Here is a 25,047-nt window from a genome sequence, read left to right on the forward strand (position 1 = left end):
CAGCGTTGAGACTGCAAACAGCAATCGATAGCGCGAACGCCGATCAGGCGGTGGAAACGTCCACATTGTCGATCAGCCTGGTTTTTCCCAGCCAGGCGGCGGCGAGGACGCGGCCCATTCGGTCGTGCCGCCATGGCGCAAGTGTCAGGCTTTCTCGGGCCTCGACATAATCGACTTTCTGGAAGCCGGCGACGATCAGGGCTCGGCTTGCTTCGGCGATCGTTTCTTCCTGACCTGCGCCCGCCGCCAGCGCCGTTGCCGCCTTGCGCAGGATAAGGTTGAACTGGCGGGCGGTCTGGAGTTCGGCTTCATCGAGATAGGCGTTGCGTGACGACATGGCGAGGCCATGCGCGTCGCGAATGGTCGGTGCGCCGATGATCTCGACGGGCAGGTCGAGGTCGCGGCAAAGCTGCTTGACGACGCAAAGCTGCTGATAATCCTTTTCGCCAAAGATGGCGAAGTCGGGTGCGGCCTGCAGGAGAAGCTTGGCCACCACTGTGGCGACGCCATCGAAAAAGGTGGGTCGAAAGTCCGTTTCGAGCCCGGCTGACGGGCCGCCGACCGAGATTTTCGTCGCAAAACCGGGGGGATACATCTCGTTGACATCAGGCGTGAAGGCGAGATCGGCCTTGGCCATCGTCAGCATATCGAGGTCGCGGGCCACCTGGCGCGGGTATTTGTCGAGATCCTCGCTCGGCGCGAACTGCGTCGGATTGACGAAGATCGACACCACGCATCGATCGGCTCTTTCGAGGGCGATCTTGATCAGCGAAAGATGCCCGTCATGCAATGCGCCCATGGTTGGCACCAAGGCGATGCGCTGCCCATCGCGCCGCCAGTCGCGGATGCGTGCGCGAAGCTCGGCAACGCTGTCGACGACGTCGGGCCGGCTCATGCTTCATCCCCGCCATTTGTTTTTGAAAAGACATGGGCACGGCCGGGGAATTCGCGGTCCCGTACCTCCGATGCGTAGCGCTCGGCGGCATGCGCGATCACGCTGCGCAGATCGGCGTATTGCTTGACGAATTTAGGCACCCGGTCGACGGTCAGCCCGACCATGTCGTCGATGACCAGGATCTGGCCGTCGCACTCGCTGCTGGCGCCGATGCCGATGGTTGGAATGGCGATGCGGCCGGTGATGTCCGCGGCGACCGTCTCGATCGTTCCTTCAATGACCAGGGAAAACGCGCCGGCCTTCTCGACCGCGAGCGCGTCGGCGATCAGGGCGGCAACATTCTCGTCCGTCCGGCCCTTGATTTTGTAGCCGCCGTCTTTCTCGACCGATTGCGGCTGCAGGCCGATATGGCCCATGACCGGGATACCGGCGGCCACGATCGCCGCGATCTGAGCGGCCATGTCGACGCCTCCCTCGAGTTTCACCGCCTGGCAACCGGTCTCGCCAACGATGCGCCGCGCCGAGGCCACGGCTTGCGCGGCTGAATCCTCATAGGTGCCGGCCGGCATGTCGACGACGACGCAGGCCCTGGCCGAGCCCCGCATCACGGCTTGGCCGTGCGCGATCATCATCTCCAGCGAGGCGCCCAGCGTCGTCTCATGGCCATGCAGGACCATGGCGACGCTGTCGCCGACCAGGAGCAGGTCGACATGGGGATCGAGCAGGCGGGCGATCGGGTAGGTGTAGGCGGTGAGGCAGACGATCGGCGTGCCGCCCTTGCGGCGGCGAATCAGGTCGGCACCGATGCGAATGTCGGTGGTCGGCAATTGCGTGGCCAATCGTCGCCTCCTTTAGCCCCCGAGGCGGAGAGGATTTCCGCCTGGGCGCGCAGAGCTTTAGAAAGAGCGGCAAGGCTTGGCAAGCGTGCATCCGGCCACCCCAGGGATCACAGGCCCAGGGATCACAGGCTTGTGTCGGGTCCCTGGCGCGCCATTTGCGCGCTCCCGCGGCAAAACCCTTGCCTTCCCGAGGGCCTGACGCCATAAGCAGGAAACGGGCGCCACCAGCGCGAGGGTTCTGAGATGAAGACTTTCCTGACGCAGTTTTTCACCTGGTGGAACAGCCAGACGCTGGGAACGCGCCTGCACACCTGGCGGTACGGCAAGAGGGTCGGCCAGGACGAGGCCGGCAATGTCTACTATGAAGGCGGTATCGATTCGGAAGGCCGTACGCGCCGTTGGGTCATCTACCGCAACTATTCGGAAGCGTCGGCCATTCCGCCGGGCTGGCACGGCTGGATTCACCATCGTGTCGATGTCGCTCCCCCCAGCGACGACTACCGGCCGCGCGACTGGCAAAAGCCGCACCTGCCCAATCTGACCGGCACGCCCGCGGCCTATCGCCCGAAGGGCTCGGTGCTGACCAACCAACATCGCCCGCAGGTCACCGGCGACTACGACGCCTGGACGCCGGGGTCGTAACGGCGCGGGTTTGTAACCGTAAGGTGCAGGCCGGTCCTTTATCGCCACAATTGGTGTTTAGCTGCTTGCTGATCAGAAAACGGCGACTAGCCTTGGCGATCGATGGAATCACCTGGGCGCGAACCACCGGTACCCCTGCATGAGCTTTTTCAACCTGATATCGACAGGCGGTCTGACGCTAGCCGCCAGCCTCGCCGTCAGCACCGTCGCCTTTGCGGCTTCACCCACACCTGCCGCCCCGGCGCCGCCAGCGGCAGCGGGATCGGATCGCATTGCCAACCCGGTCGCCGAGTTCGCCGGTATCGACAAGATCACCGGCCGCATCATCACCTTCGATGTCTATATCGACGAGACGGTGCAATTCGGCGCCCTGCAGGTGACGCCACGCGTCTGCTATTCCCGGCCGGAGAACGAGGAGCCGAAGACCGATTCCTTCGTCGAGGTCGACGAGATCACGCTCGACCGCAAGATCCGCCGCATCTTCACCGGCTGGATGTTTGCCGAAAGCCCTGGCCTCAATGCCGTCGAGCACGCCGTCTATGACGTCTGGCTGAAGGAATGCAAGCAGAAGTCGGATGTACCGGCGCCTGATGCTGGCAAGGCCGACGGAGCGAAAGCCGACGCCTCGAAGCCGGCCGCGACCAAGCCCGCCTCGGCCAGGCCCAAGCCCCCGGTCACTCCGGACGCGGCACAGCCGGACGACGCCGCGGAACCGGACACGACCACCGCCAACTGATCTCTTGGAACCGCCATGGCGGGCGCGCGTTGGAGCATCAAGACGTGCCCGGAGGATATGCTATGTCGGACAGCAAGCGGATCATGGCCAACAAGGCCGAGTTGTTGGAACTCGAAAAGGGGTTCTGGACGGGTGACAGTGCCTACTACGCCGCCAACGCGGACACCGAATGCCTGGTGGCGTTTCCGCGGATGGCCAAGGCGATGGATAATGCCGATCTGGCCGAGACCGCGACCAAGCCCAACCGCTGGCGCGATCTCGAGATTGAGCTCAAGGGCATAATCGAGCCGGGCAGCGACATCGTCATGCTGACCTACGAGGCGCATGCGACGCGCGAGAATGGCGAACCCTACGCCGCACTGGTCAGCACCGGCTATGTCCACCGCGTCAACGGTTGGAAGATGATGTTCCATGCGCAGACGCCGATCGAGGCTGCGCCCAAGTAGGGCTTGATCCCTACGGAAAGAAGATCGCTTCACCCTTGAGCGCGTCGGCCAGCATCTTTTCATACTTGCCGCGCGGCACGTCGACAGCGCCAAAGCGCTTGAGGTGCTCGGTGGTGAACTGCGTATCGAGGAGCGCGAAGCCGCGTGCCTTCAGGCGCTCGACGAGATGCACGAGACAGATCTTCGACGCGTCCGTCTCTTTGGAAAACATGCTTTCCCCGAAAAACACCCGCCCGAGCGAGACCCCATAGAGCCCGCCGACCAGACGCCCCCCCCGCCATGCCTCGACCGAATGGCAGTGTCCCATCCGGTGCAGTTGCACATAGGCTTCGCGGATCGGCGCGTTGATCCAGGTCGAGCGGCGCTCCTCGCGCTTTTCGGCGCAGCCGTCGATCGTCGCCTCGAAGTCGAAGTCGAAACGGATGTCGAACGGGTGCCTGCGGATCGTCTTCTGCAGGCTTTTGGGCGTGTGAAAGCCCTCGAGCGGAATGATGCCGCGCTTTTCCGGGCGCACCCAGAACACTTCCGGGTCACCAGCACTTTCGGCCATCGGGAACACGCCCGAGGCGTATGCCTTGAGCAGAAGGTCGGTGGGGATGCGATAGCCTGGCGCGTATGGACGGGTCATCGCGTCCCCGCGCTATTCGCCCTTGGCCAGATATTTTTCCAGCCAATGGATGTCGTAGTCGCCGTTGGCGATGTCGGCATTGCCGACGAGATCGCGAAACAGCGGCAACGTCGTCTTGATGCCGTCGACGACGAATTCGTCGAGCGCCCGGCGCAGCCGCATCATGCATTCGACTCGGTTGCGCCCATGCACGATCAGCTTGCCGATCAGGCTGTCATAGTAGGGCGGGATCTTGTAGCCGGAGTAGACACCGGAATCGACGCGGATTCCGAGGCCGCCGGGCGTATGAAAATGGGTGATCGTGCCGGGCGAGGGGGTGAAGGTGCGCGGATCCTCGGCATTGATGCGGCATTCGATGGCGTGGCCGTTGAACTTGATGTCTTCCTGCTTGACCGAAAGGCCGCCGCCGGAAGCGACGCGGATCTGCTCGTGGACCAGATCGATGCCGGTGATCGCTTCCGTCACCGGATGCTCGACCTGGAGACGCGTGTTCATCTCGATGAAATAGAACTCGCCGTTCTCGTACAGGAACTCGATCGTTCCGGCGCCCGAATAGCCGAGATCGGCAATCGCCTTGGCGCAGATGCCGCCGATGCGCGACCGTTCCTCGGCGTTGAGCGCCGGCGAATTGGCCTCTTCCCAGACTTTCTGGTGGCGCCGCTGCAGCGAGCAGTCGCGTTCGCCGAAATGCACGCCGCCGCCGAAGCCGTCGCCGAACACCTGCACCTCGATGTGGCGCGGCTTCTCCAGGTATTTCTCGATGTAGACCGCGTCGTCGCCAAAGGCCGCGCCGGCCTCCGAGCGCGCCGTCTGCAGGGCGATTTCGAGGTCCGCCTCGGTATGCGCCACTTTCATGCCGCGTCCGCCGCCGCCGGCCGACGCCTTGATGATGACGGGATAGCCGATCTCGGCGGCGATCCGCCTGGCTTCCTTTTCCTCGGTCACCGCACCGTCGGAGCCGGGCACCACCGGAATGCCAAGGCGCTTTGCGGTGCGCTTGGCCTCGATCTTGTCGCCCATGACGCGGATATGGTCGCCGGACGGACCGATGAAGGTGATGTTGTGCGCCGCCAGGATGTCGGCGAACTTGGCGTTCTCCGACAGGAAACCGTAGCCCGGATGCACGGCGTCGGCGCCGGTGATCTCGCAGGCCGCGACGATCTGGTGGATGTTGAGATAGCTGTCGCGCGACGGCGGCGGACCGATGCACACGCTTTCGTCGGCCAGCCGCACATGCATGGCGTCGGCATCGGCGGTCGAATGCACCACCACCGTCTGGATGCCGAGTTCCTTGCAGGCGCGCAGCACCCGAAGTGCGATTTCGCCGCGATTGGCGATGAGGATCTTCTGGAACATCCGGCTCGCTCTACTCGATCACGACAAGCGGCATGCCGTATTCGACCGGCGTCGCGTCCTCGAACAGGATCGCCGTCACCGTGCCGGCGCGCGGCGAGGGAATCTGGTTCATCGTCTTCATCGCCTCGATGATCAAGAGCGTCTGTCCTTCCTTGACCTTCTGGCCGACCTCGATGAACGGCTTGGCGTCCGGCGACGGCGCCAGGTAGGCAGTACCGACCATGGGCGAAGGGACGGCGTTCTTGGACACGTCGACCGCGGCCGGGGCAGCCACGGCGGCAGATTGGGATGCCGCTGCCGGCGCATAGGCCGGTTGCGGTGCGGCGATCGCATGGACGGTAGGCGCCTGCCGTGACACCCGTACCTTCAGGTCGCCGAGTTCAACCTCGATCTCGGTCAGGTTGGTGTCGTTCAGTATGCCCGCCAGATCGCGGATCAGTTGCTGGTCAACACCGGTCTTCTTTATCGACATTTTCGAGCCTTCTGTTTGTTGGCCGGTCATAGGCGTGCGGCCAGCGCTTGCAGCGCCAGCGTGTAGCCGAGCGGCCCAAAGCCACAGATCATGCCGACAGCGACCGGCGCGACCATGGAGACGTGGCGGAACGGTTCCCGCGCGTGGATGTTGGAAAGGTGAACTTCGGCGACCGGCAGCGGCGCGATCGAGCGGATGGCGTCGTGGATGGCAATCGAGGTATGGCTGTAGGCGCCTGGATTGATGACGATGCCGGCGGCCTTGTCGCCGGCTTCCTGGATCCAGTCGACAAGATCGCCTTCATGGTTCGACTGGCGGAAATCGATCTCGATCCCGAGCGCTTTGCCTGCCTGCTTGCAGTCGTCGGCGATGGCCGCGAGCGTCTTGCCGCCATAGATGCCCGGCTCGCGCTTGCCGAGCGCGTTGAGATTGGGACCGTTCAGGACGAAAACCGTTTTCAAAAAAGTCGACCTTTTCCGGCGCCGACGTCAAGCCGGCGCGCTGGGCCTCTATACCGGGCATAGTCGCCCGCGGAAAGAGCGCAAGTGCGTTCTTTCACTGTCCACAACAGGCCGAAACGTGCCCGTGAAGAAAACCACTCGCCGGTCAAAGCGCGGCTTTCGCCGCCTCGATCTTTTCGGCAAGCACTTCCTGCCCGAGCGCCCCGAACACGACCTCGTTGCCGACGACGTAGGAAGGGGTTCCGGTGATCTGCAGCTTGTTGGCAAGATCGTAAGTCTTGGAGAAGGCCTCGGGGATCGACGCGTCCTTCATCTTCTCGCGCAGCGTCGCCTCGTCGGCGCCGAGCGAAAGTGCGATCTTGATCGCGGTTGCCTCGGTGGCGCGCCCCTGGCCGCCGAGCAGCGCATTGTGGAACTCGCCGTACTTCTCCGGCATCATCAGGTGGAACGCCATCGAAACGACGCTGGCCTTCTGCGAATCCGGGCCGAGGATCGGGAATTCCTTGAGCACGAAACGCAGATCCGGATCTGACTTGGTCAGGGCCCGCATATCCTCGATGGCGCGTTTGCAGAAGCCGCAATTGTAGTCGTAGAACTCGACGATCGTTACCTTGCCGTTCGGGTTGCCGACGACGCCGTCGAAGGTGGAGTTGAAGATCTGGTCCTTGGCGTTCTTGATGACGCCGAGCGCCGCGAGCCGCTGCTCCTCCTTCTGCTTGGCCTCGAGTGCGTCCTGCACTTCGAGCAGCACTTCCGGATTCTTCAGGAGATAGTCGCGGATGATTCCCTCGACCTCGGCGCGGTCGATTTTGGTATCGGCCACGGCCGACTGGGCAGGCTGCGCCGTCTGGGCAGGCTGCGCCGTTCCGGCCTTCGCAACCTGCGGATTGCCGGCCACGAAACCGAAAGCCAGCATGGCAAGGGCGACCGCAACCCCCGTGGTGCACAGCAGCAGTGCCTTCTTCATCGTTCTCGTTCCTTCTGCCTGTTTTCCGGTCTGGCTGTGTCGCAGCACACGGCCGGAGGGTTCATGAGTTTACTGGCTCTTGCCTGATGATTTGTAGTTTATGATGTCCTGGGCGCGTATCCAGCGCGGCTCGCCGCGCTTCATCTGCTGTTGCGCCCGCATGGCGAAGATCTTCGCATCCTTGTAGTTACCGGAATAGAAATGGCCTTCGGCGGTGGCAAGCTCGGCGCCCGGTATGTCTCCCAGCTCGCCGTAAGCCTGCGCCAGATAACGATAGCCGGTGGAGTTTTCCTTGTCGCGCCCCAGGCCATTGTTGATCTGCACGACAGCTTTCTTGAGCGAGTCGGGCGTGCCGACCGCCATCAGCGCCTGGCCAAGCGAGACAGGCAGCAGGCCGGACCGTGCCGGATCGAGGCTGACAGCCTTGGCGTAGGCGTCGGCCGCATCCCTAGGCTTGTTCGCCTTCATCAATATATCGCCGCGCAGTTCCTGGAAGTAGGCATTCTTGGGCTGCGCCTTGATCAGGGCGTTGGTCTTGGCGAGCGCCGCGTCGAGGTTGCCGTAGAGATAGGTCGACTGGGCATCGCCGTATAGCGCCGCCATGCCGCCGCGCATCTTTTGTATCAGCCGCGCCGCGGCGGCCTGGCCTTCCATGTAGACGGCAATCTTCACCCGCATCATGTCATGGCGCTGCTGCAGCGTCGGCGCGTCGAGCTTGTCGACATTGGGGCTCTGCTTGACCAGCACCTCGAGATTGGCGATGCGGTCCTGCGGCATCGGATGGCTGATCCGGTAGGGATCGACCTGCGCGCCTGACAGCGACAGCGCGGTCTGGAAGCGGTGGAAGGTCTTCAGCATGCCCATGCCGGACTGGCCGGTGGCATTGAGATAGGTGATAGCCGAGCGGTCGGCCGTGATTTCCTCGGTGCGCTGATAGGCGAGGATGCTGCGCTGCGCCATCTCGCCGCCGCCAGCCGCCACGCCCATGCCGGCCCCGGCAAGGCCGCGGCTGTTTGTCGTCGCGCCGGCGACCATGGCGCCGGCACCGAGCAAGGTGGCGATGATGGCCATGGTCTTGGCGCGTTCGAGTTGCTCGCGCAGTTTCTGCTGGTGGCCGCCGGCGATATGCCCGGCTTCGTGCGCGATGACACCAATGATTTCATTCGGTGTTTCAGCCGTCATCAGCGCGCCGGTGTTGATGAACAGCCGGCGCCCGGTGACGAAGGCGTTGAAGCTGGAATCATTGACCAGCACGATGTCGATGCCGTCATTCGCCAGCCCGGCCGCCTTGAAGATCGGCCGTGCATAATCGCGTACCAGAGCTTCGATCTCGGCGTCGCGTACCACTGGCACGCCCTGGGCGAAGGCGGTCACCGAACCGGCCACTGCAACCGCGGCGGCAAGCGAGATCGTCGCGAAGACACGCGCTGCCCGGGCAATCGTCGATCTGGGTCGGCTCAACATAATGTGTCCACTGGTAGACGAGCGGGCGAAAGATGAAAAGTCGGCGCCTGAAAAACTTCCTCAACTTGTGATCCTCACATCAATCGGGCATTTGTGCGGCGCATGCGTCAGGACCTGGCGCGCTCAATCCTCGCAACAGGGGTAAAAATGGTCGTTTCGCTCTCCCATCGCGGCAATGTCGAGCCGTTCCACGCCATGGATGTGCTGGCCGAAGCGAACCGGCTGAAGGCACAGGGCGTGCCGGTGATTTCCATGGCGGTCGGCCAGCCATCCGATCCGGCGCCTGTCGGGGTTCGCGCCGCCGCGGCCAAGGCGCTGGAGGTTGGACGCATCGGCTATACCGACACCTTGGGCCTGGCCCCGCTGCGCAAAGCGATCGCGGGGCATTACGCGGATCACTACGGCCTCGATGTCGACCCTGGCCGGATCGCGGTGACCACCGGATCGTCGGCGGCCTTCAATCTCGCTTTCCTGGCGATGTTCGATCCCGGCGACCGGGTCGCCATCGCCGCGCCCGGCTATCCCGCCTATCGCAACATCATGGCAGCCCTTGGCATCGACGTGGTCGAAATCGAGCTCGGCGACGCGGCTTATTTGCATGCCGGCCATCTGCAGGCCGCGCATCGGGAGAAGCCTCTGAAGGGCGTGCTGTTTGCAAGTCCGGCCAATCCGACCGGCGCCGTCATACCGCCCGATGAACTGGCGGCCCTGGTCACCATGGCGGAATCCCTCGGCATCGCCGTCATTTCCGATGAGATCTATCATCGGCTGGCCTATGGCGCCCCAGACACCACGGCACTCGCCTTTAGCAACAGCGTGACGGTGATCAACTCGTTCTCGAAATACTATTGCATGACCGGCTGGCGCATCGGCTGGATGGTGTTGCCGGAAGACCTCGTGCGGCCGGTAGAGCGCATCGCCCAGAGCCTCTACATCTCGCCGCCGGAGCTGTCGCAGATCGCGGCGATCGAGGCCTTTGCCGCAACCGAGGAATTGCAAGCGGTGAAGCGGCGCTATGCCTGGAATCGCGAGCTTCTGATGAAGCGCCTGCCGGAGCTGGGTTTTCCCCTGGCGGCGCCCATGGATGGCGCCTTCTATGCCTTTTGCGATGTCACCCGGCACAGCAATGACAGCATGGCCTTTGCCCGCAAGATGCTGGCCGAGGCGCATGTGGCGGCGACGCCCGGCCGTGACTTCGACACCCGGGCGGGCCACCGCACGATGCGGTTTTCCTATGCCGGCAGCCACGACGACATCGTCGAGGCGATGGCGCGCATCGAACGCTGGTTGAGGTAGCGCCATGCCGGAGCTCGAACAGGCGCTGGCGGAAGTCGCGGCGGAAATGGCTGAACGCACCGATCGCGGCGATGTCGCGACCTACATTCCCCAACTGGGCAAGGTCGATCCGAAGAAATTCGGTATCGCGGCCGTCACCAATGACGGCGGCGTGCTGGTGGCTGGCGATGCCGACCAGGCTTTTTCGATCCAGAGCATCTCGAAGGTGTTTACCCTGACGCTGGCGCTCGGCAATGTCGGCGACGCGCTGTGGAAGCGGGTCGGGCGCGAGCCGTCCGGCAACCCGTTCAACTCGATTGTCCAGCTCGAGCATGAGAACGGCATTCCGCGCAATCCGTTCATCAATGCCGGCGCTATCGTCATTTCCGACATCCTCCTTGCCGGCCACCAGCCGCGCGAGGCGATCGGCGAGATCCTGCGCTTCATCCAGTTCCTCTGCGACGACGAGACCATCATCATCGACCGCGAGGTCGCGGCTTCCGAACGGGCCACCGGCTACCGCAACTTCGCACTCGCCAATTACATGAAATCCTTCGGCAATCTCCATCATGCGCCGGAATTGGCGCTGGGCGTCTATTTCCATCATTGCGCCATCGCCATGAGCTGCCGGCAACTGGCAATGGCCGGTCGCTTCCTCGCCAATGGCGGCAAGAACCCGGCGACCGGGTATCAGGTGGTGTCGGCGGAGCGGGCGCGGCGCATCGGCGCCATGATGCTGACCTGCGGCCACTATGACGGCTCCGGCGATTTCGCCTTCCGCGTCGGTATTCCCGGCAAGAGCGGCGTTGGCGGCGGTATATTGGGTATCGTGCCGGGGGTCGCCTCGCTTGCCGTCTGGTCGCCCGGCCTCAACGCCAACGGCAATTCCAAGCTGGGTTCGATCGCGCTGGAAAAGCTCGCCAGGATGATGAACTGGTCGATCTTCGCGCCATAGCGATCACGACCTGCCGGATATGAAAAATCCCGCGCCGTTCGTTTCGATCGGCGCGGGATTCTTTTTGTCAGAAAATCAATTCAAGAATTTGAAAAGCCTAGAAAAAGCCTTTCCGCTGCCACCAGCCGGCACGCTTGGGCTTTTCTTCGGATTCGGCTTTGGCTTCCGGCTCATCGGCGACGGTCGAGGAAACCACCGGTACGACAGGTGTATCGGCGGCTGCCGCCTTGCGGCGTGATGGCCGGGCCTTCGGTGTCTCCCCGGCGACCGCTGCCTCGTCCGATGCCGTGGCTGGCGTCGCGGCGGCTGCCTGAACGGCCGCTTCCGCGGTCGGCTCCTCGGCCACAGCCTCGGCGGCTGCCTTCTTGGGCTTGGCTGCGCGCCGCGGCTTCTTTGGCTTTTCGGTGCTAGGCACCTCGTCGCTCACAGTAGCCGCCGGCTCTTCGGCGGCCGCCGCAGCCACCGGCTCGATCGACACAGGCTCGCTTAGCGAAGCGTCAGCCTCGGCAGGCTCGGTCGTTTCGCCGGCTGCCGCCTCCGTCTCGCCTTCACCGTCTTCGCGACGGTTGCGCTTGCCGCCGCGCTTGCCGCGCCGGCGCTTCTTGCCTTGGCCATCGTCGGATGCTTCCGCCGTTTCGACGGTCTCCGTTGCGGCGACCGCAGCTTCGTTGTCCAGCTCGGCATCGTCATGGTCCGCTGCGCTTTCCGACGCAGAGAGGCCGTCCTCCGAGGTGGAATGGGGCGCGCCGTCGGTCGGGGCTCCATGCTCGCGGTCGCGATCCTTGCCGCCGCGCCGCCTGCGACGCTTGCGGCGCTTGCGGTCGCGGCCTTCGCCTTCCTCGCCGGATCTGGGCTGCTGATGCTGCGCCGGCTGGGCGTGCCGTGGCTGCTCGGCCTGTACCGGCGCTTCGTCCTCCTCCTCGGCGACGACGATCTCGTCCTCGGGCTCTTCCGGCTCGACATAGGCCGGCAGGCTGCGCGCCTCGACGAAACCTTCCGGCTTTTCGGCCAGCGCGCCGCGGAAGATCGCGTAGTGCTGGGCACCAACCGTATCGTCGGCCTCGATGGTGACGGTCAGGCCGAAGCGACTTTCCAGTTCCACCAGCGTGCCGCGCTTGTGGTTGAGCACGTAGAGCGCGGTCGCGGCCGGCGTGCGCACCGTGATGTGGCTGCGCGAATCCTTGAGCAGGAACTCCTCGATCGCCCTTACCACCATCAGCGCCACCGACGAATCGGAGCGCACATGGCCGGTGCCGCCGCAATGCGGGCATGGCTTCATGGTCGATTCCAGCACGCTGGCGCGGATGCGCTGACGCGACATCTCCATCAGGCCGAAATGCGAGATGCGGCCGACCTGGATGCGGGCGCGGTCGTTCTTGAGGTGATCCTTCAGCCGCTTCTCGACGGAGCGGTTGTTGCGGTTCTCCTCCATGTCGATGAAGTCGATGACGATCAGGCCGGCAAGATCGCGCAGCCGGAGCTGGCGGGCGACTTCCTCGGCCGCTTCCAGATTGGTGTGGAGCGCGGTGTCCTCGATCGAGTGCTCCTTGGTGGAGCGTCCCGAATTGACGTCGATGGCGACCAGCGCTTCGGTCTGGTTGATGATGATGTAGCCGCCGCTCTTCAGCGTCACTTGCGGCTGCAGCATGCGGTCGAGCTGCGCCTCGATGCCGTTGCGCACGAAGATCGGCGTCGTGTCGCGGAACGGCTGAACCACCTTAGCGTGGCTCGGCATCAGCATGCGCATGAAGTCCTTGGCTTCGCGGTAGCCCTCGTCGCCGGAAACCAGGATCTCGTCGATATCCTTGTTGTAGAGATCGCGCACCGAACGCTTGATCAGGCTGCCTTCCTCATAGACGAGGGCAGGGGCGGTGGACTGGAGCGTGAGATTGCGCACGTTCTCCCACAGCCGCATCAGATATTCGTAATCGCGCTTGATCTCCGCCTTGGTGCGGCTCTCGCCGGCGGTCCGCAGGATGACGCCCATGCCTTGCGGCACTTCGAGATCGGCGACGACCTCCTTGAGGCGCTTGCGGTCGACCGCGCTGGTGATCTTGCGCGAAATGCCGCCGCCGCGCGCCGTGTTCGGCATCAACACCGAATAGCGGCCCGCAAGCGACAGATAGGTGGTGAGCGCTGCACCCTTGTTGCCGCGCTCTTCCTTGACGACCTGCACCAGCAGGATCTGCCGGCGCTTGATCACTTCCTGGATCTTGTACTGGCGGCGCACCGGCTTGCGGCGGTTGCGCACTTCCTCGAGCGCATCCTCGGCGCCAACCGATTCGATCTCATGATCGTCCGGATGGGAAGAGGATACTTCCTCGAGCATCCCGCGGTCATTGTCGGCGGAAGTGGCTTCGCTGCCCTGTTCCGCCTGCGGCACGGGTTCGGAAATCACGTCGCCTTCGACGGAGGCGGCGATCGACTTGGGGCCACCGTCGCTGGTTTCGCCTTCATCCTGTTCGGAAGAACCCCCGTTATCTTCGGATGCCCCGTTAGCTTCGGATGCACCGTCACGTTCGGATGCACCGGCGTGTTCCGAGGCATCGGGTTCCATGGTTCCCGAAACGTTGGACATGTCCTCGGCGACGGCATCCGCGCCATTGTCGTTGTTTTCGTCTGTCTCGCCGGCGGCCTCGTTTGCCTCGCCGGAATCGGCCGTGCCGGCATCGCGCCTGTTTTCACCACGGTCGCGGCTCTTGCCGCCGCGCCGGCGACCGCGCCGCCCGCGATCCCGGCTCTGGCGATCGTCGCCTTCGCCGTCCTCGTTCTCTTCGTCCTCGGCCTCCTGCGCTTCCGCGCGCAGCAGTGCCTGACGGTCGGCGACCGGAATCTGGTAGTAGTCGGGGTGTATTTCACTGAAGGCGAGAAAACCGTGACGGTTGCCGCCATATTCGACAAAGGCTGCCTGAAGGGAGGGTTCGACGCGCGTTACGCGGGCGAGGTAGATATTTCCTTTGAGCTGCTTCTTGTCCTGCGATTCAAAGTCGAATTCTTCGATACGGTTACCGCGTACGACGACAACGCGTGTTTCCTCCGGGTGGGAGGCGTCTATCAGCATTTTGTTGGGCATTATTTCGTTTCCCCCCGGCAGCCGTCAGCCGCAGCTGGCGGGGCAAAGCCCGCTGCTGTGTGTCTGGATGAGAGTGGGTGCCGGATAATTGAACGTCCGCCGGACGGTGCCTGCGTGTCATGGCGGTGCCGCCCGCAGCCATATTGGCGCGGTTTGATGCGGACGTTTCCATGATTGCGCTTGAAGCCATCGTCACCAGCAGAACCTTTTGAACCAAAGCCCGGAAACCGGACCAGCTTGTTTGCTCATACAGAGCCGGCGCGGGAACAACCCGGCCGTTTTCCTCACGCAGGCGATTCCCCCGCCACGGGAGCACACCTGCGAAATTCGTCGCAATCACCTGAAGCCTTTTCGCGTGAAGCGAAAGGAGCCGCCTTTCATCTGACCCTGTAGCAGGAAGCTGCGGAGGAGGGCGGTTCCAGGATTGCAGTGATCCACCATCGCTTTTATGATTTGGCGGGTTGGAAGGCAACCCCGATTTCCGATGCCGGCAAAAAGTGGTTCCGTAGCGTAAGCCTGGTCCGAACCTTGCATGAAAAGGCTTGGTTAACCTTCTCTGGATACCAATCGTTAATCGAATTCGCGGCCTGACCGGCGTGTCGATGAAATGAACGGGCGCAGGGCGCCAAACCGGGAGCGACTGGAAGAGAGATGGGACTGGCGGACTTCACAGACAAGGGATGTCGTGTTGGCGGCCAGAGTCTCCGTGTCTTCTGCCTCGTGTTATTGGTGGTGTTTTCGTCTGCCTTTTCCACGCTTGCCAGCGCCGCCGACACGACGCTTGTGGCGAGGGGCTACAAAATGGCCGGCGATGCCACCAGGATGCGCATCGTCATGGATTTCGATCGCGAGCCTGACGTCAAATGGTTCCTGCTGCGCGGGCCCAATCGCCTTGTCATCGATCTTGCGAACACCCGATTTGCCGTAGATGCCAAGGATTTGAAGCCGCGTGGCCTGGTCAAGGGTGTGCGGCTGGGCGAACTCGGCGAGGGCGTCGCGCGGCTGATTCTGACCGGCAAGGGACCATTCGCCGTCGACAAGCTCGATGTGCTCAAGAATGAGAACGGAACCGGCTACCGCATTGCCGTCGACATGTCGGCGGCCTCCGAACGTGAATTTGATGCCGCCCTTGCCAACCAGGCGCTGACCACCGGTTCCACGGTTTCGACCGACAAGGGCGGCCGGGTCGGCACCGGACCTGTCTCCAATCCGGGCCACCGGTTCACCGTCGTCATCGACCCCGGCCATGGCGGCGTGGACGGCGGTGCCGAAGGCCTGAACGGCACCATCGAGAAGAACGTCACGCTGGCCTTTGCCACGGAACTGCGCGACAAGCTCGCGGCGGTCGGCAGATACGATGTCTTCATGACCCGTGATACCGATGAATACCTGCGCCTGGACGACCGCGTGCGCATCGCCCGCCAGCATGAGGCCGATCTGCTGATTTCGATCCATGCCGACACGATCAGCGTCAAGGGTATCCGCGGCGCCACTGTCTATACGGTCTCCGACAAGGCTTCCGATCCGGAAGCACAGGCGCTTGCCGACCGTGAAAATCTGTCCGACCAGTTCGCCGGCATGGTCATCAAGGACGACAACAAGGAAGTGACCGACATCCTGATCGACCTGATCCGGCGCGAGACGCACACTTTCTCGATGAGTTTTGCCCATACTTTGGTCGGTCAGCTCTCGACAAGCGTCGGCCTTATCAACAATCCGCAGCGTTCGGCCGGGTTCAAGGTGCTGAAGGCCCCGGACGTGCCGTCCGTGCTGGTCGAGCTCGGCTATCTCTCCAACGCCAAGGACGAGGCGCAACTGCTCGACACCGAGTGGCGCGGCAAGGCAGCGCAAAGTATCACCAACGCCGTCGCATTGTTCGCTTCCGCGCGCGCCGGGCCTGGAACCGGAGGTTGACGATACCCGCGGCGCCTGCAACCAGGCGGCGTTGCGGGATGACAACACCCGGTGCTTTTTATTTCCGGCTTGCGGCCGCGAAACGCGGCCCTGCCGTATTTTGTCCACATGGTGGCGACATGGGTTTTCGATTGCGGATTGGGACCGGCTCGAAAGCTTGCGTGGAAGGCGGCTTCGTTTAGGAAATTCCCGAACCAAGGACTGGAGCGGGTATGATTCGTCTCATTGGCTATTTCTTCGGCATCGGCACGACGCTGGCCCTCCTGGCCGCGGCGGGCGTTGCCCTCTACATCGGCCATGTGGCAAAGGATCTGCCCGACTACGAAGTGCTGGCCAAGTACGAGCCTCCAGTGACCACCCGTATCCATGCCTCGGATGGCGCGCTGATGGCGGAGTATGCACGAGAAAGGCGCCTGTATTTGCCAATCCAGGCCATCCCGGATCGCGTCAAGGCTGCCTTCCTGTCCGCGGAGGACAAGAACTTCTACAGCCACCCTGGTGTCGACATAACGGGGTTGGGCAGAGCGGTGATGACTTACGTTTCGGGTGGCCCCATGCAGGGCGGCTCGACGATCACCCAACAGGTTGCCAAGAACTTCCTGCTCACCAACGAGCGCTCCCTGGAGCGCAAGGCCAAGGAAGCCATCCTTTCGTTTCGCATCGAGCAGGCCTATTCCAAGGATCGTATCCTTGAGCTCTATCTCAATGAGATTTTCTTCGGCTTCAACGCCTATGGCGTTGCCGGTGCGGCACTGACCTACTTCGATAAATCGGTGAACGAGCTGACCGTGGCCGAGGCCGCCTATCTGGCATCGCTCCCGAAAGGCCCGGCCAACTATAATCCCTTCAAGCACGCCGACCGGGCAATTGAACGGCGAAACTGGGTGATCGGCCAGATGGTCGAAAACGGTTACGTTACGCCCGAAGAGGGCGCGAAGGCGAAGGCCGAGCCGCTTGGCGTTGCTCCGCGCCGCACCGGCTCCTACCTTTTCGCCGGCGAGTATTTCACGGAAGAGGTTCGTCGGCAGATCATCGCCCGCTACGGCGAGAACGCCCTTTATGAGGGCGGGCTGTCGATTCGCACCACCCTTGACCCGAAGGTCCAGCTCATTGCCCGCAAGGCGATGCAGAACGGATTGATGAAATACGATACTCTGCGCGGCTATCGCGGGCCGGTGAAGACGATCGACGTCTCCGGCGACTGGGGTGTGCCATTGGGCGCCGTCAAGGGGCTGGAAGACGTTCCCGAGTGGTCGCTTGCCGTCGTGCTCGACAGTTCGGCATCCGGCCTGTCGATCGGCCTCCAGCCCGCGCGCCAGGCGTCGGGCGACATCGTCAAGGACCGCGTCGAAGGCACCGTCAGCAAGGACGACATGGGTTTCGCCATGCGCCATCTGGTCGATGGCAAGACGGTCAAGGCAAAGTCGCCGGCCGACGTGCTGAGGCCCGGCGACGTCATCTTCGTCCAGAAGAACGACGGTTCCGACAATGCCTACAGCTTGCGCCAGGTTCCCGAGGTGGAAGGCGGCCTGATCGCGATGGATCCGCACACCGGCCGCGTGCTGGCCATGGTCGGAGGTTTCTCTTATTCGCAGTCCGAATTCAACCGCGCCACCCAGGCCATGCGCCAGCCGGGCTCCTCGTTCAAGCCGATCGTCTATTCGGCCGCGCTCGACAATGGCTATACCCCGGCCTCGGTGATCATGGACGGACCGATCACCATCCAGAGCGGCAACACCACCTGGACGCCGAAGAACTATGACGGCACGGTCGCCGGTCCGGCAACGCTGCGCTCAGGTATCGAGAAGTCGCGCAACCTGATGACGGTGCGCCTTGCCAATGACATGGGCATGAAGCTGGTCGTCGAATATGCCGAGCGCTTCGGCGTCTATGATCATCTGGCGCCATATCTGCCGATGGCGCTGGGTTCGGGCGAGACGACCGTCATGCGCATGGTTTCGGCCTATTCGATCATGGCCAATGGCGGCAAGTCGATCAAACCGTCGCTGATCGATCGCATCCAGGACCGCTACGGCAAGACGGTGTTCAAGCAGGATGAGCGTGGCTGCGAAGGCTGCAACGCGCCTGAATGGAAGAACCAGCCGGAGCCGGAACTGGTCGACAATTCCGAGCAGGTGCTCGATCCGATGACCGCCTACCAGATCACCTCGATGATGGAAGGTGTCGTCCAGCGCGGCACCGGCGCCACCATCGGCGAGCTTGGCCGCCACATCGCCGGCAAGACCGGCACCACCAACGACGAGAAGGACGCCTGGTTCATCGGTTTCACGCCGAACCTCGTGGTCGGCCTCTACATGGGCTACGACACGCCGCGCGGCCTTGGCCATGGCGCCACCGGCGGTGGTCTTGCGGCCCCGATCTTCAAGGATTTCATGCGCGTGGCGCTGGACGGCACGCCCAATGTCGACTTCAAGGTGCCTGACGGCATGAACCTGATCGCCATCAACCGCAAGACCGGCATGCGCGCATCCTCGGGCGATCCCGGCACCATCATCGAGGCCTTCAAACCGGGCACCGGCCCCGCCGACAGCTACTGGGTGATCGGCATGGGCGCCGATGGCTCCAACGCTTCCGGCGGCGCCCTGTCGCCGCAGGCCAACCAGGCCATCCAGGACGGCGGCGGCGGCCTTTACTGACGAATTCAAACGTCCAAATGGGTCAGCCTCGGGCTGGCCCATTTCGCTTTACACATGGCGGCACCGTCCCTATGTATCGCGCCGACCGAAGCGTCATTCAGCAACAGGACAAAATATCAGGCCATGCGCGCGGAAACGCAGAATATTGTCGACGAGATCAGGCAGGCGATAACCCTGCTGAGGAGGCATCTTTGACTGGGATCAGGCCATAAAGCGGCTTGAATACCTGAACGTGCGAGCCGAGGACGCCAGCCTCTGGAACGAACCGCTGGAAGCGCAGAAGCTAATGCGCGAACGCCAGGGCCTCGAGGAAGGCATCGCGGCGGTCAAGGGCCTGACGCAGGCGCTGGAAGACAATATCGGCCTGATCGAGCTCGGCGAGGAAGAGGGCGACGAAGGCGTCATCGCCGAGGCTGAGGCCGCGATCCGTTCGATGCAGGGCGAGGCCAAGGCCCGCCAGGTCGAGACGTTGCTCTCGGGCGAGGCCGACGCCAACGACACCTATCTCGAAATCCATGCCGGCGCCGGCGGTACCGAAAGCCAGGACTGGGCCTCGATGCTGTTGCGCATGTATACGCGCTGGGCCGAGCGCCGCCGCTTCAAGGTCGAGGTGCTGGAAGTGCATGACGGCGAAGAGGCGGGCATCAAATCCGCCACCTTGCTGATCAAAGGGCACAATGCCTATGGCTGGTTGAAGACCGAATCCGGTGTCCATCGCCTGGTGCGTATTTCGCCCTATGACAGCAATGCGCGCCGCCATACGTCCTTCTCCAGCGTCTGGGTCTATCCTGTCGTCGACGACAGGATAGAGATCGACGTCTCCGAATCCGACGTGCGCATCGATACCTATCGTTCGTCCGGCTCGGGCGGCCAGCACGTCAACACCACCGATTCGGCCGTGCGCATCACCCATATCGCCACCGGCATTGCCGTCGCATGCCAGGCCGAACGCTCGCAGCACAAGAACAAGGCCAAGGCCTGGGAGATGCTGCGCTCGCGCCTCTACGAGGAAGAGCTGAAGAAGCGCGAAGCGGTCGCCAACGCGACCGAGGCCTCGAAAAGCGATATCGGCTGGGGTCACCAGATCCGTTCCTACGTGCTGCAGCCCTATCAGCTGGTCAAGGATCTGCGCACCGGCGTCGAAAGCACCAGCCCGTCGAGCGTGCTCGACGGCGATCTCGACGACTTCATGGAAGCCTCGCTTTCGCAACGCATCGAGGGCGGCGCGGGCGAAGCGGTGGCGGATCTGGACTAGAATCCGGCATATCTTGAGGCGGGGATCGAACGGGATAAGTGCACCCTTGCCGAAGGGCCCCACAGGCTGATCCATTTCGGCGACGAGAGCAGCCATGATACGCATTGCAGCCGTTCCGGCTTGTTGCTCTATTCGCTCGTCTGCGACGGCGCCGATGTCCACGTCGCCATGGGCACGCTGGCTGACGATCCAACGATTCGGCCGACGGCGCATATCTAGTCGGCTCCAAGGCGCCGTGGTTCACCATCGCCGACGACCCGCCGCAATAGCCGTCCCGGACGCATAGCCGGAACCAATCAGTCCCGGAATTCGTTGACTGCCATCTTGCAGACCCGGCGATGTCAACCTTCTGTTTACCAAGCCGGCGCACCCTTTAGAGCTGACTTATCGGCGCTCGGCTGCACCGCAGCCGAAGCAATTTCTTGCGCCGACCAAGGAATCAGCCCAGCATTCGGGCTGTAACAGAAGCATTTATGGCCGGACGCGGCATATCTGCGAGCTGACGATACGGCCACTGGGAAGACACGTTCCGGGAACGGGCAAGCGCAACGCTTGATGCTCGAAAGGAATGTTTCGATGTCTGCTGCCTCGTCTAGATCGGCCCAAGCCGTTCATCCGGCCGGCCGACTGCTGTTTTCCTTGTTTGCGATGGCGGCGCTGACGGCGCCTGCCTTGGCCCACGATGCCAAGCCCAGCCCGGTCCTGCCGCAGGGCTGGAGTTATCCCTTTGCTTGCTGTGCAAACTACGATTGCCGCACGACCCATTCGGGCGAGGTGCTGGAGAAACCCGAAGGCTATGTGATCGCCGGGACAGGGGAGGTGGTCCCGATGACCGACAGGCGCGTGAAGGACAGCCCCGACGGCGAATTCCACTGGTGCGCGCATCAGGCGGGTCTCGACGCGGGCAAGACCATCTGCCTGTTCGTGCCGCCACGCTCGTACTGACAAAGCAAGTGCATCGTCGCTTCGAACGATGACGATGCTCAGTCGCGATGGAGCATGCTGACAGGCAGTTGCCAGGAGCGCTTCTTTATGTTGCCCTGCCGCATGGGCGGTGGACAATGGAGAAGACTTCATGGCCATCAAGGGAAGCTGCCACTGCAAGGCGACGATATTCGAGGTCTCGGAGGCGCCGCAAACGGTGACGCAATGCACCTGTTCGTTCTGCTCGAAACGCGGCTCGCTTTGGGCCTACTATACGCCATCGCAGTTCAAGCTCATCACACCGCAGAAGAACGTTTCCTTCTACCAATGGGGTTCAAAGACCATAAAGCATGGGTTTTGCGCCACCTGCGGCTGCGGCACCTTCACCGAAACGCCGGACTGGTCGACCGGCGAGCCGGACTTCGACAATCCGAAGATCAGCGTCAACTCGCGGCTGTTCGACGATTTCGATCTCGACCAGGTCGAAGTGGTGGTCATCGACGGCAAGAATCTCTGGTAGCCCGTGATGGCGCTTCGTCAGGCAACTGGCTCCGGCGAAAAGCTGCAACGGCCACTTTTCCCGTTCCGTTTTTCGCCGCATTTCATGGTACAAGTCGCGCCAAGGGCTGATTTGGCGCCATCGTAAGGCGTGACTTGGAGAGGGACCATTCTATGAAAAAGACCGTGCTCGTCGTTATGGCGACGGCTCTGCTCGTGACTGCGTGCACCACCACCGATCCGTATACGGGCGACCAGAAGATTTCCAACACCGCCGCGGGCGCCGGTCTTGGCGCTCTTGCAGGCGCCAGCCTTGGTCTGCTTGCCGGCGGCAATGATCGCCGCAATGCGCTGATCGGCGCCGGCATCGGCGCGCTGGCCGGCGGTGCGATCGGCGCCACGATGGACCAGAACGAGGCGGAACTGCGCCGGCAGCTCGAAGGCACCGGCGTCAGCGTTACGCGCAGCGGCGACCAGATCATCCTCAACATGCCATCGGATATCACCTTCAACACCGACCAGGACGCGGTGAAGCCCGGCTTCTACCAGGTGCTTAATTCCGTCGCCCTGGTGCTGAAGAAGTTCAAGCAGACCACGGTCGATGTTTTCGGCCACACCGATTCGACCGGTGGCGACCAGCACAATTTCGATCTGTCGCAGCGCCGCGCACTGGCGGTCGCCAACTACCTGTCCGGTCAGGGCGTCGATCAGCGTCGCTTCGCCGTCACCGGTTTCGGCAAGACGCGACCCGTCGCCTCCAATGCCACGGCCGAAGGCCGGGCCCAGAACCGACGCGTCGAGATCCAGCTTTCGCCGCTCACCTGATTGTTCGGCAAGAAATGCGAAGCGGCCCCACATGGGGCCGTTTTTTGTTGCGCGGACTCGACCCCCTTCAGTGTGGTACTGGAAAATTAGCTAATTCTAAATAATAGCTTTCCCGCGGTCATGGAAAGGAATAGCATCGATGCTGTTCCAGAGGGGATGAGGCGGTACAACTGGCCGCGAAATCAGCACTTTCCGCCTCGGTCTTGCACGGCCAGATCATGAAATCTGGGAGGAATGCATGACAAGAACAATCAGCCTTGGACGCTACGGCGTCCTCGCTTTGACAAGTGTTGTAGGTGCCTGGTTGGGCCTCGCTGCGGCTCATGCCGAGGACGCCAACAAGGCCGACATCGAGGCCTTGAAGAAATCGCTTGTCAAATATCAGGACTACACCGCCGCCGTCCGCGATCTCTATCTGTCGACCGTCGGCTGCGTCTACTACAGCGGCGAAAAGATACCTGGCTCCATGGACTATCCGAAGGGCGCCATGGGCATCCATTTCGTCAACGTCCCGAGCGTCGGCCAGAAACTCGACCCGATGAAGCCCAACGTCCTGATCTATGAGCCGACCAAGAAAGGCCTGAAGCTGGTTGGCGTGGAATGGCTGGTGCCGCTAACCCCGGACATCAAGGCGCCGCCGAAGCTGTTTGGCCAAACCTTCATGGGTCCGATGGAGGGACACTATCCGCTTATTCCAAGGGAGTTCGTCCACTACGATCTTCACGCCTGGCTCGACGACAATCCGAACGGCATGTTCAGCCCGACGAATCCGAAGGTGAAATGCAACAAGGCCGAGTTTCCGATGCTGGAGAAACCGACCAAGATGATGCCCGGACCGATGTGACCTGGAGCGGACCAGCGTCCAAAAGAATCGCTGGCCCCCCAAAGCTTCGTTTCCAAGCAATTCACGACGGGAAAGCACCATACGGCTTTTCCTCGATTGCTCTTGGCTGCAGGGCGAAAAGGAAGGCAAGCCGGCTAGGCGGCTTGCTGGCTGGCGTCAGACCTTGGCGACGATGCGCATGAAGGCCGGCATGTCGTCGCCGAAGCCGACGGTGGTGTCATTGTCTTCCTGATGGTGGCGGGCAGGGCGGCTGTTGCTGCGCTGCGGCCTGGTGTCACCGCGCTCAGGTGCGCGCGGCTCATTGCGGTCGGACGATTTGCGCTCGGTGTTTTCCGAGCGGATCGCATCCTTGCGCGCGCGCCGTTCGACAATATCGGCCGTCTCGGCCACATCCGGCTGCGGTTGAGCAACCGCGGTCGCGGCATCTTCCTCGCTGCGTCTGCCGCGACGCTCGCCGCCCTTGTTGCGCGCGCCCCTGTCGTTGCGGTCCTCGTCCTTGCGGCCGGCGCGGCGCGGCGCGCCTTTGCCACGGCGCGGAGCATCGTCCTCGCCTTCGCTGGCAACCACTGTCGACAGGTCGCCGTCATGCCACTCGATCTTGTTGCCGATCAGCCGCTCGATGGCGTCGATATATTTGGTGTCGGACTTGGTCGCGATGGTGAAGGACTTGCCTGAGCGGCCGGCGCGGCCGGTGCGGCCGATGCGGTGGACATAGTCCTCGGCATGGATAGGCACGTCGTAGTTGAAGACATGGCTGACGTCGGGAATGTCGAGGCCGCGCGCGGCGACATCGGAGGCGACGAGATAACGCAGCTTGCCGTCACGGAAATTGGCCAGCATCTGCATGCGGGCGCGCTGGTCCATGTCGCCATGCAGTGCGCCGGCGTCGAAATCATATTTCAGCAGCGAGCGGAACAGCTCCGAAACCTCGATCTTGCGATTGCAGAAGATGATTGCGTTCTTCAGCTCCGCATCCTCGGCCTTGATCAGGTTGCGCAGCGTTTCGCGCTTGTCCCAAGGCTTCGAGCCCGATTTGACCAGTCGCTGGATGATGTTGGTGGCCGCCGACGCGGCCTTGGAGACCTCGACGCGAACCGGCGCGTGCAGGAATTTTTCCGTCAGCTTGGTGATCTCCGGCGGCATGGTCGCCGAGAAGAACAGCGTCTGCCGGGTGAACGGAATCATCTCGCAGATGCGTTCGATATCGGGAATGAAGCCCATGTCGAGCATGCGGTCGGCCTCGTCGATGACGAGGATCTCGACGCCGTTGAGCAGCAATTTGCCGCGCTCGCGGTGGTCGAGCAAACGACCCGGCGTCGCGATCAGCACGTCGGCGCCGCGCTCCAGCTTCTTGTCCTGCTCGTCGAACGACACGCCGCCGATCAACAATGCGATGTTGAGCTTGTGGTTCTTGCCGTATTTGACGAAGTTTTCTTCGACCTGCGCGGCAAGCTCACGCGTCGGCTCGAGGATCAGCGTGCGCGGCATGCGGGCGCGGGCGCGGCCCTTTTCCAGCCGGGTCAGCATCGGCAGCACGAAGGAGGCGGTCTTGCCGGTGCCGGTCTGGGCAATACCCAGCACGTCCTTGCCGAGCAAGGCGTGCGGGATCGCACCAGCCTGGATCGGGGTCGGCTGGGTATAGCCGGCATCGGTGACTGCGGAAAGCACCTTCGGCGACAGGCCGAGGTCTGAAAAGGTCAACGCTTCTTGAGCGATCGTCGTGTCTGAGGACAAGTGTTGCTGTCTTTGGCTGGTTCGGGGAAGCGCAACGTCATTCGTCGCGGCAAGCGCCACGCGCCTGCAAGATTGGTATTGCGATTAGGCGCAAGCCCGCGATTTGTCAACAGAAACGGGCAGGGTTGGCGCGATTGTGAAGTTGTAACCTTAATCGCGATGCTTAATCCGGCCGCTTGTCTGTGTG

The 25,047-nt window shown here is 62.8% G+C and carries 22 protein-coding genes; 12 read left to right on the forward strand and 10 right to left on the reverse strand.

Translation table 11 applies throughout. The features are described 5' to 3' along the window. Positions 1 to 43 precede the first annotated feature (43 nt). Together panC and panB are read right to left on the reverse strand one after the other, a co-directional pair. Positions 44 to 895, reverse strand: coding sequence for a pantoate--beta-alanine ligase (gene panC, locus EN861_RS15265; protein WP_127869414.1), 852 nt, complete (start codon positions 893 to 895; stop codon positions 44 to 46). Further along, a complete protein-coding gene (gene panB, locus EN861_RS15270) occupies positions 892 to 1,734 on the reverse strand; it encodes a 3-methyl-2-oxobutanoate hydroxymethyltransferase (RefSeq protein WP_127869413.1) in 843 nt (280 codons plus the stop codon). The genes panC and panB overlap by 4 nt, the downstream gene beginning before the upstream one ends. Before the next feature lie 243 nt (positions 1,735 to 1,977). Between panB and EN861_RS15275 the strand changes: the two genes are divergently transcribed. From EN861_RS15275 to EN861_RS15285, 3 genes are all read left to right on the forward strand, one after another. Then, a complete protein-coding gene (locus EN861_RS15275; protein ID WP_127280305.1) occupies positions 1,978 to 2,376 on the forward strand; it encodes an NADH:ubiquinone oxidoreductase subunit NDUFA12 in 399 nt (132 codons plus the stop codon). Positions 2,377 to 2,515: 139 nt separating this feature from the next. Then, a complete protein-coding gene (locus EN861_RS15280; RefSeq protein WP_127280304.1) occupies positions 2,516 to 3,112 on the forward strand; it encodes a DUF2155 domain-containing protein in 597 nt (198 codons plus the stop codon). 62 nt (positions 3,113 to 3,174) lie between these two features. Beyond that, positions 3,175 to 3,558, forward strand: coding sequence for a hypothetical protein (locus EN861_RS15285; protein WP_135864226.1), 384 nt, complete (start codon positions 3,175 to 3,177; stop codon positions 3,556 to 3,558). A 10-nt stretch (positions 3,559 to 3,568) separates the two neighbouring features. Here EN861_RS15285 and aat read toward each other — a convergent pair whose 3' ends face one another. From aat to EN861_RS15315, 6 genes are all read right to left on the reverse strand, one after another. Next, the gene (aat, locus tag EN861_RS15290; RefSeq protein WP_135864227.1) at positions 3,569 to 4,186 is read right to left on the reverse strand and encodes a leucyl/phenylalanyl-tRNA--protein transferase; all 618 of its coding nucleotides are present in this window, start codon (positions 4,184 to 4,186) and stop codon (positions 3,569 to 3,571) included. Between the two features lie 12 nt (positions 4,187 to 4,198). Then, complete coding sequence (gene accC / locus EN861_RS15295; RefSeq protein ID WP_127280307.1) at positions 4,199 to 5,542, reverse strand: acetyl-CoA carboxylase biotin carboxylase subunit; 1,344 nt, start codon at positions 5,540 to 5,542, stop codon at positions 4,199 to 4,201. 10 nt (positions 5,543 to 5,552) lie between these two features. Next, positions 5,553 to 6,014, reverse strand: coding sequence for an acetyl-CoA carboxylase biotin carboxyl carrier protein (gene accB / locus EN861_RS15300; RefSeq protein ID WP_127279917.1), 462 nt, complete (start codon positions 6,012 to 6,014; stop codon positions 5,553 to 5,555). Positions 6,015 to 6,040: 26 nt separating this feature from the next. Next, positions 6,041 to 6,475: a type II 3-dehydroquinate dehydratase gene (gene aroQ / locus EN861_RS15305; protein WP_127279916.1), complete on the reverse strand. Its 435-nt coding sequence runs from the start codon at positions 6,473 to 6,475 to the stop codon at positions 6,041 to 6,043. A 145-nt stretch (positions 6,476 to 6,620) separates the two neighbouring features. Further along, complete coding sequence (locus tag EN861_RS15310) at positions 6,621 to 7,442, reverse strand: DsbA family protein (RefSeq protein WP_135864230.1); 822 nt, start codon at positions 7,440 to 7,442, stop codon at positions 6,621 to 6,623. A gap of 69 nt (positions 7,443 to 7,511) precedes the next feature. Further along, positions 7,512 to 8,906, reverse strand: coding sequence for a M48 family metalloprotease (locus tag EN861_RS15315; protein ID WP_127279914.1), 1,395 nt, complete (start codon positions 8,904 to 8,906; stop codon positions 7,512 to 7,514). Between the two features lie 147 nt (positions 8,907 to 9,053). Here EN861_RS15315 and EN861_RS15320 point away from each other — a divergent pair, with 147 nt between their 5' ends. Further along, positions 9,054 to 10,202, forward strand: a complete 1,149-nt coding sequence (locus EN861_RS15320; protein ID WP_135864232.1) for an aminotransferase class I/II-fold pyridoxal phosphate-dependent enzyme — start codon at positions 9,054 to 9,056, stop codon at positions 10,200 to 10,202. Positions 10,203 to 10,206: 4 nt separating this feature from the next. Then, positions 10,207 to 11,136 carry a glutaminase gene (locus EN861_RS15325; RefSeq protein WP_127279912.1) on the forward strand — a complete coding sequence of 310 codons (930 nt, stop codon included), beginning with the start codon at positions 10,207 to 10,209 and terminating at the stop codon, positions 11,134 to 11,136. 97 nt (positions 11,137 to 11,233) lie between these two features. Here the strand turns inward: EN861_RS15325 and EN861_RS15330 are convergent, their stop codons facing one another. After that, positions 11,234 to 14,209: a ribonuclease E/G gene (locus EN861_RS15330; protein WP_135864234.1), complete on the reverse strand. Its 2,976-nt coding sequence runs from the start codon at positions 14,207 to 14,209 to the stop codon at positions 11,234 to 11,236. A gap of 651 nt (positions 14,210 to 14,860) precedes the next feature. Here EN861_RS15330 and EN861_RS15335 point away from each other — a divergent pair. The 7 genes from EN861_RS15335 (at position 14,861) to EN861_RS15365 (ending at position 23,126) form a co-directional block, all read left to right on the forward strand. Beyond that, complete coding sequence (locus EN861_RS15335) at positions 14,861 to 16,123, forward strand: N-acetylmuramoyl-L-alanine amidase (protein WP_135864236.1); 1,263 nt, start codon at positions 14,861 to 14,863, stop codon at positions 16,121 to 16,123. A gap of 212 nt (positions 16,124 to 16,335) precedes the next feature. Next, positions 16,336 to 18,780, forward strand: a complete 2,445-nt coding sequence (locus EN861_RS15340; RefSeq protein WP_135864238.1) for a penicillin-binding protein 1A — start codon at positions 16,336 to 16,338, stop codon at positions 18,778 to 18,780. A gap of 123 nt (positions 18,781 to 18,903) precedes the next feature. After that, positions 18,904 to 20,035 (forward strand): peptide chain release factor 2 gene (gene prfB / locus EN861_RS15345; RefSeq protein WP_127279146.1). Its coding sequence is split into 2 segments (ribosomal slippage): positions 18,904 to 18,969 and positions 18,971 to 20,035, totalling 1,131 coding nucleotides; the frame shifts between segments, so codons are not numbered across the junction. A 576-nt stretch (positions 20,036 to 20,611) separates the two neighbouring features. Then, positions 20,612 to 20,980: a hypothetical protein gene (locus tag EN861_RS15350; protein WP_127279145.1), complete on the forward strand. Its 369-nt coding sequence runs from the start codon at positions 20,612 to 20,614 to the stop codon at positions 20,978 to 20,980. A 130-nt stretch (positions 20,981 to 21,110) separates the two neighbouring features. Further along, a complete protein-coding gene (locus tag EN861_RS15355; RefSeq protein WP_127279144.1) occupies positions 21,111 to 21,479 on the forward strand; it encodes a GFA family protein in 369 nt (122 codons plus the stop codon). Between the two features lie 152 nt (positions 21,480 to 21,631). Then, the gene (locus tag EN861_RS15360) at positions 21,632 to 22,282 is read left to right on the forward strand and encodes an OmpA family protein (protein WP_015318025.1); all 651 of its coding nucleotides are present in this window, start codon (positions 21,632 to 21,634) and stop codon (positions 22,280 to 22,282) included. A 238-nt stretch (positions 22,283 to 22,520) separates the two neighbouring features. Next, positions 22,521 to 23,126 (forward strand): hypothetical protein, encoded by a 606-nt coding sequence (locus EN861_RS15365; protein ID WP_135864240.1) that lies wholly within the window; start codon positions 22,521 to 22,523, stop codon positions 23,124 to 23,126. A 156-nt stretch (positions 23,127 to 23,282) separates the two neighbouring features. On the opposite strand, the gene EN861_RS15370 is transcribed toward EN861_RS15365, so the two are convergent. Further along, complete coding sequence (locus EN861_RS15370) at positions 23,283 to 24,860, reverse strand: DEAD/DEAH box helicase (RefSeq protein WP_189343638.1); 1,578 nt, start codon at positions 24,858 to 24,860, stop codon at positions 23,283 to 23,285. Between the last annotated feature and the right edge of the window lie 187 nt (positions 24,861 to 25,047).

Source organism: Mesorhizobium sp. M8A.F.Ca.ET.218.01.1.1 (assembly GCF_004791165.1).
Lineage (GTDB): Bacteria > Pseudomonadota > Alphaproteobacteria > Rhizobiales > Rhizobiaceae > Mesorhizobium.

What these genes read in the sequence shown, in the direction of transcription:
- accB (WP_127279917.1), bottom strand. Translation starts at nt 6,014, where the DNA reads ATGTCGATAAAGAAGACCGGTGTTGACCAGCAACTGATCCGCGATCTG.
- EN861_RS15365 (WP_135864240.1), top strand. Translation starts at nt 22,521, where the DNA reads ATGACAAGAACAATCAGCCTTGGACGCTACGGCGTCCTCGCTTTGACA.
- EN861_RS15315 (WP_127279914.1), bottom strand. Translation starts at nt 8,906, where the DNA reads ATGTTGAGCCGACCCAGATCGACGATTGCCCGGGCAGCGCGTGTCTTC.
- EN861_RS15275 (WP_127280305.1), top strand. Translation starts at nt 1,978, where the DNA reads ATGAAGACTTTCCTGACGCAGTTTTTCACCTGGTGGAACAGCCAGACG.
- EN861_RS15280 (WP_127280304.1), top strand. Translation starts at nt 2,516, where the DNA reads ATGAGCTTTTTCAACCTGATATCGACAGGCGGTCTGACGCTAGCCGCC.
- accC (WP_127280307.1), bottom strand. Translation starts at nt 5,542, where the DNA reads ATGTTCCAGAAGATCCTCATCGCCAATCGCGGCGAAATCGCACTTCGG.
- EN861_RS15285 (WP_135864226.1), top strand. Translation starts at nt 3,175, where the DNA reads ATGTCGGACAGCAAGCGGATCATGGCCAACAAGGCCGAGTTGTTGGAA.
- aat (WP_135864227.1), bottom strand. Translation starts at nt 4,186, where the DNA reads ATGACCCGTCCATACGCGCCAGGCTATCGCATCCCCACCGACCTTCTG.
- EN861_RS15350 (WP_127279145.1), top strand. Translation starts at nt 20,612, where the DNA reads ATGTCTGCTGCCTCGTCTAGATCGGCCCAAGCCGTTCATCCGGCCGGC.
- EN861_RS15320 (WP_135864232.1), top strand. Translation starts at nt 9,054, where the DNA reads ATGGTCGTTTCGCTCTCCCATCGCGGCAATGTCGAGCCGTTCCACGCC.
- EN861_RS15360 (WP_015318025.1), top strand. Translation starts at nt 21,632, where the DNA reads ATGAAAAAGACCGTGCTCGTCGTTATGGCGACGGCTCTGCTCGTGACT.
- EN861_RS15355 (WP_127279144.1), top strand. Translation starts at nt 21,111, where the DNA reads ATGGCCATCAAGGGAAGCTGCCACTGCAAGGCGACGATATTCGAGGTC.
- EN861_RS15310 (WP_135864230.1), bottom strand. Translation starts at nt 7,442, where the DNA reads ATGAAGAAGGCACTGCTGCTGTGCACCACGGGGGTTGCGGTCGCCCTT.
- panC (WP_127869414.1), bottom strand. Translation starts at nt 895, where the DNA reads ATGAGCCGGCCCGACGTCGTCGACAGCGTTGCCGAGCTTCGCGCACGC.
- EN861_RS15325 (WP_127279912.1), top strand. Translation starts at nt 10,207, where the DNA reads ATGCCGGAGCTCGAACAGGCGCTGGCGGAAGTCGCGGCGGAAATGGCT.
- EN861_RS15330 (WP_135864234.1), bottom strand. Translation starts at nt 14,209, where the DNA reads ATGCCCAACAAAATGCTGATAGACGCCTCCCACCCGGAGGAAACACGC.
- EN861_RS15335 (WP_135864236.1), top strand. Translation starts at nt 14,861, where the DNA reads ATGGGACTGGCGGACTTCACAGACAAGGGATGTCGTGTTGGCGGCCAG.
- EN861_RS15340 (WP_135864238.1), top strand. Translation starts at nt 16,336, where the DNA reads ATGATTCGTCTCATTGGCTATTTCTTCGGCATCGGCACGACGCTGGCC.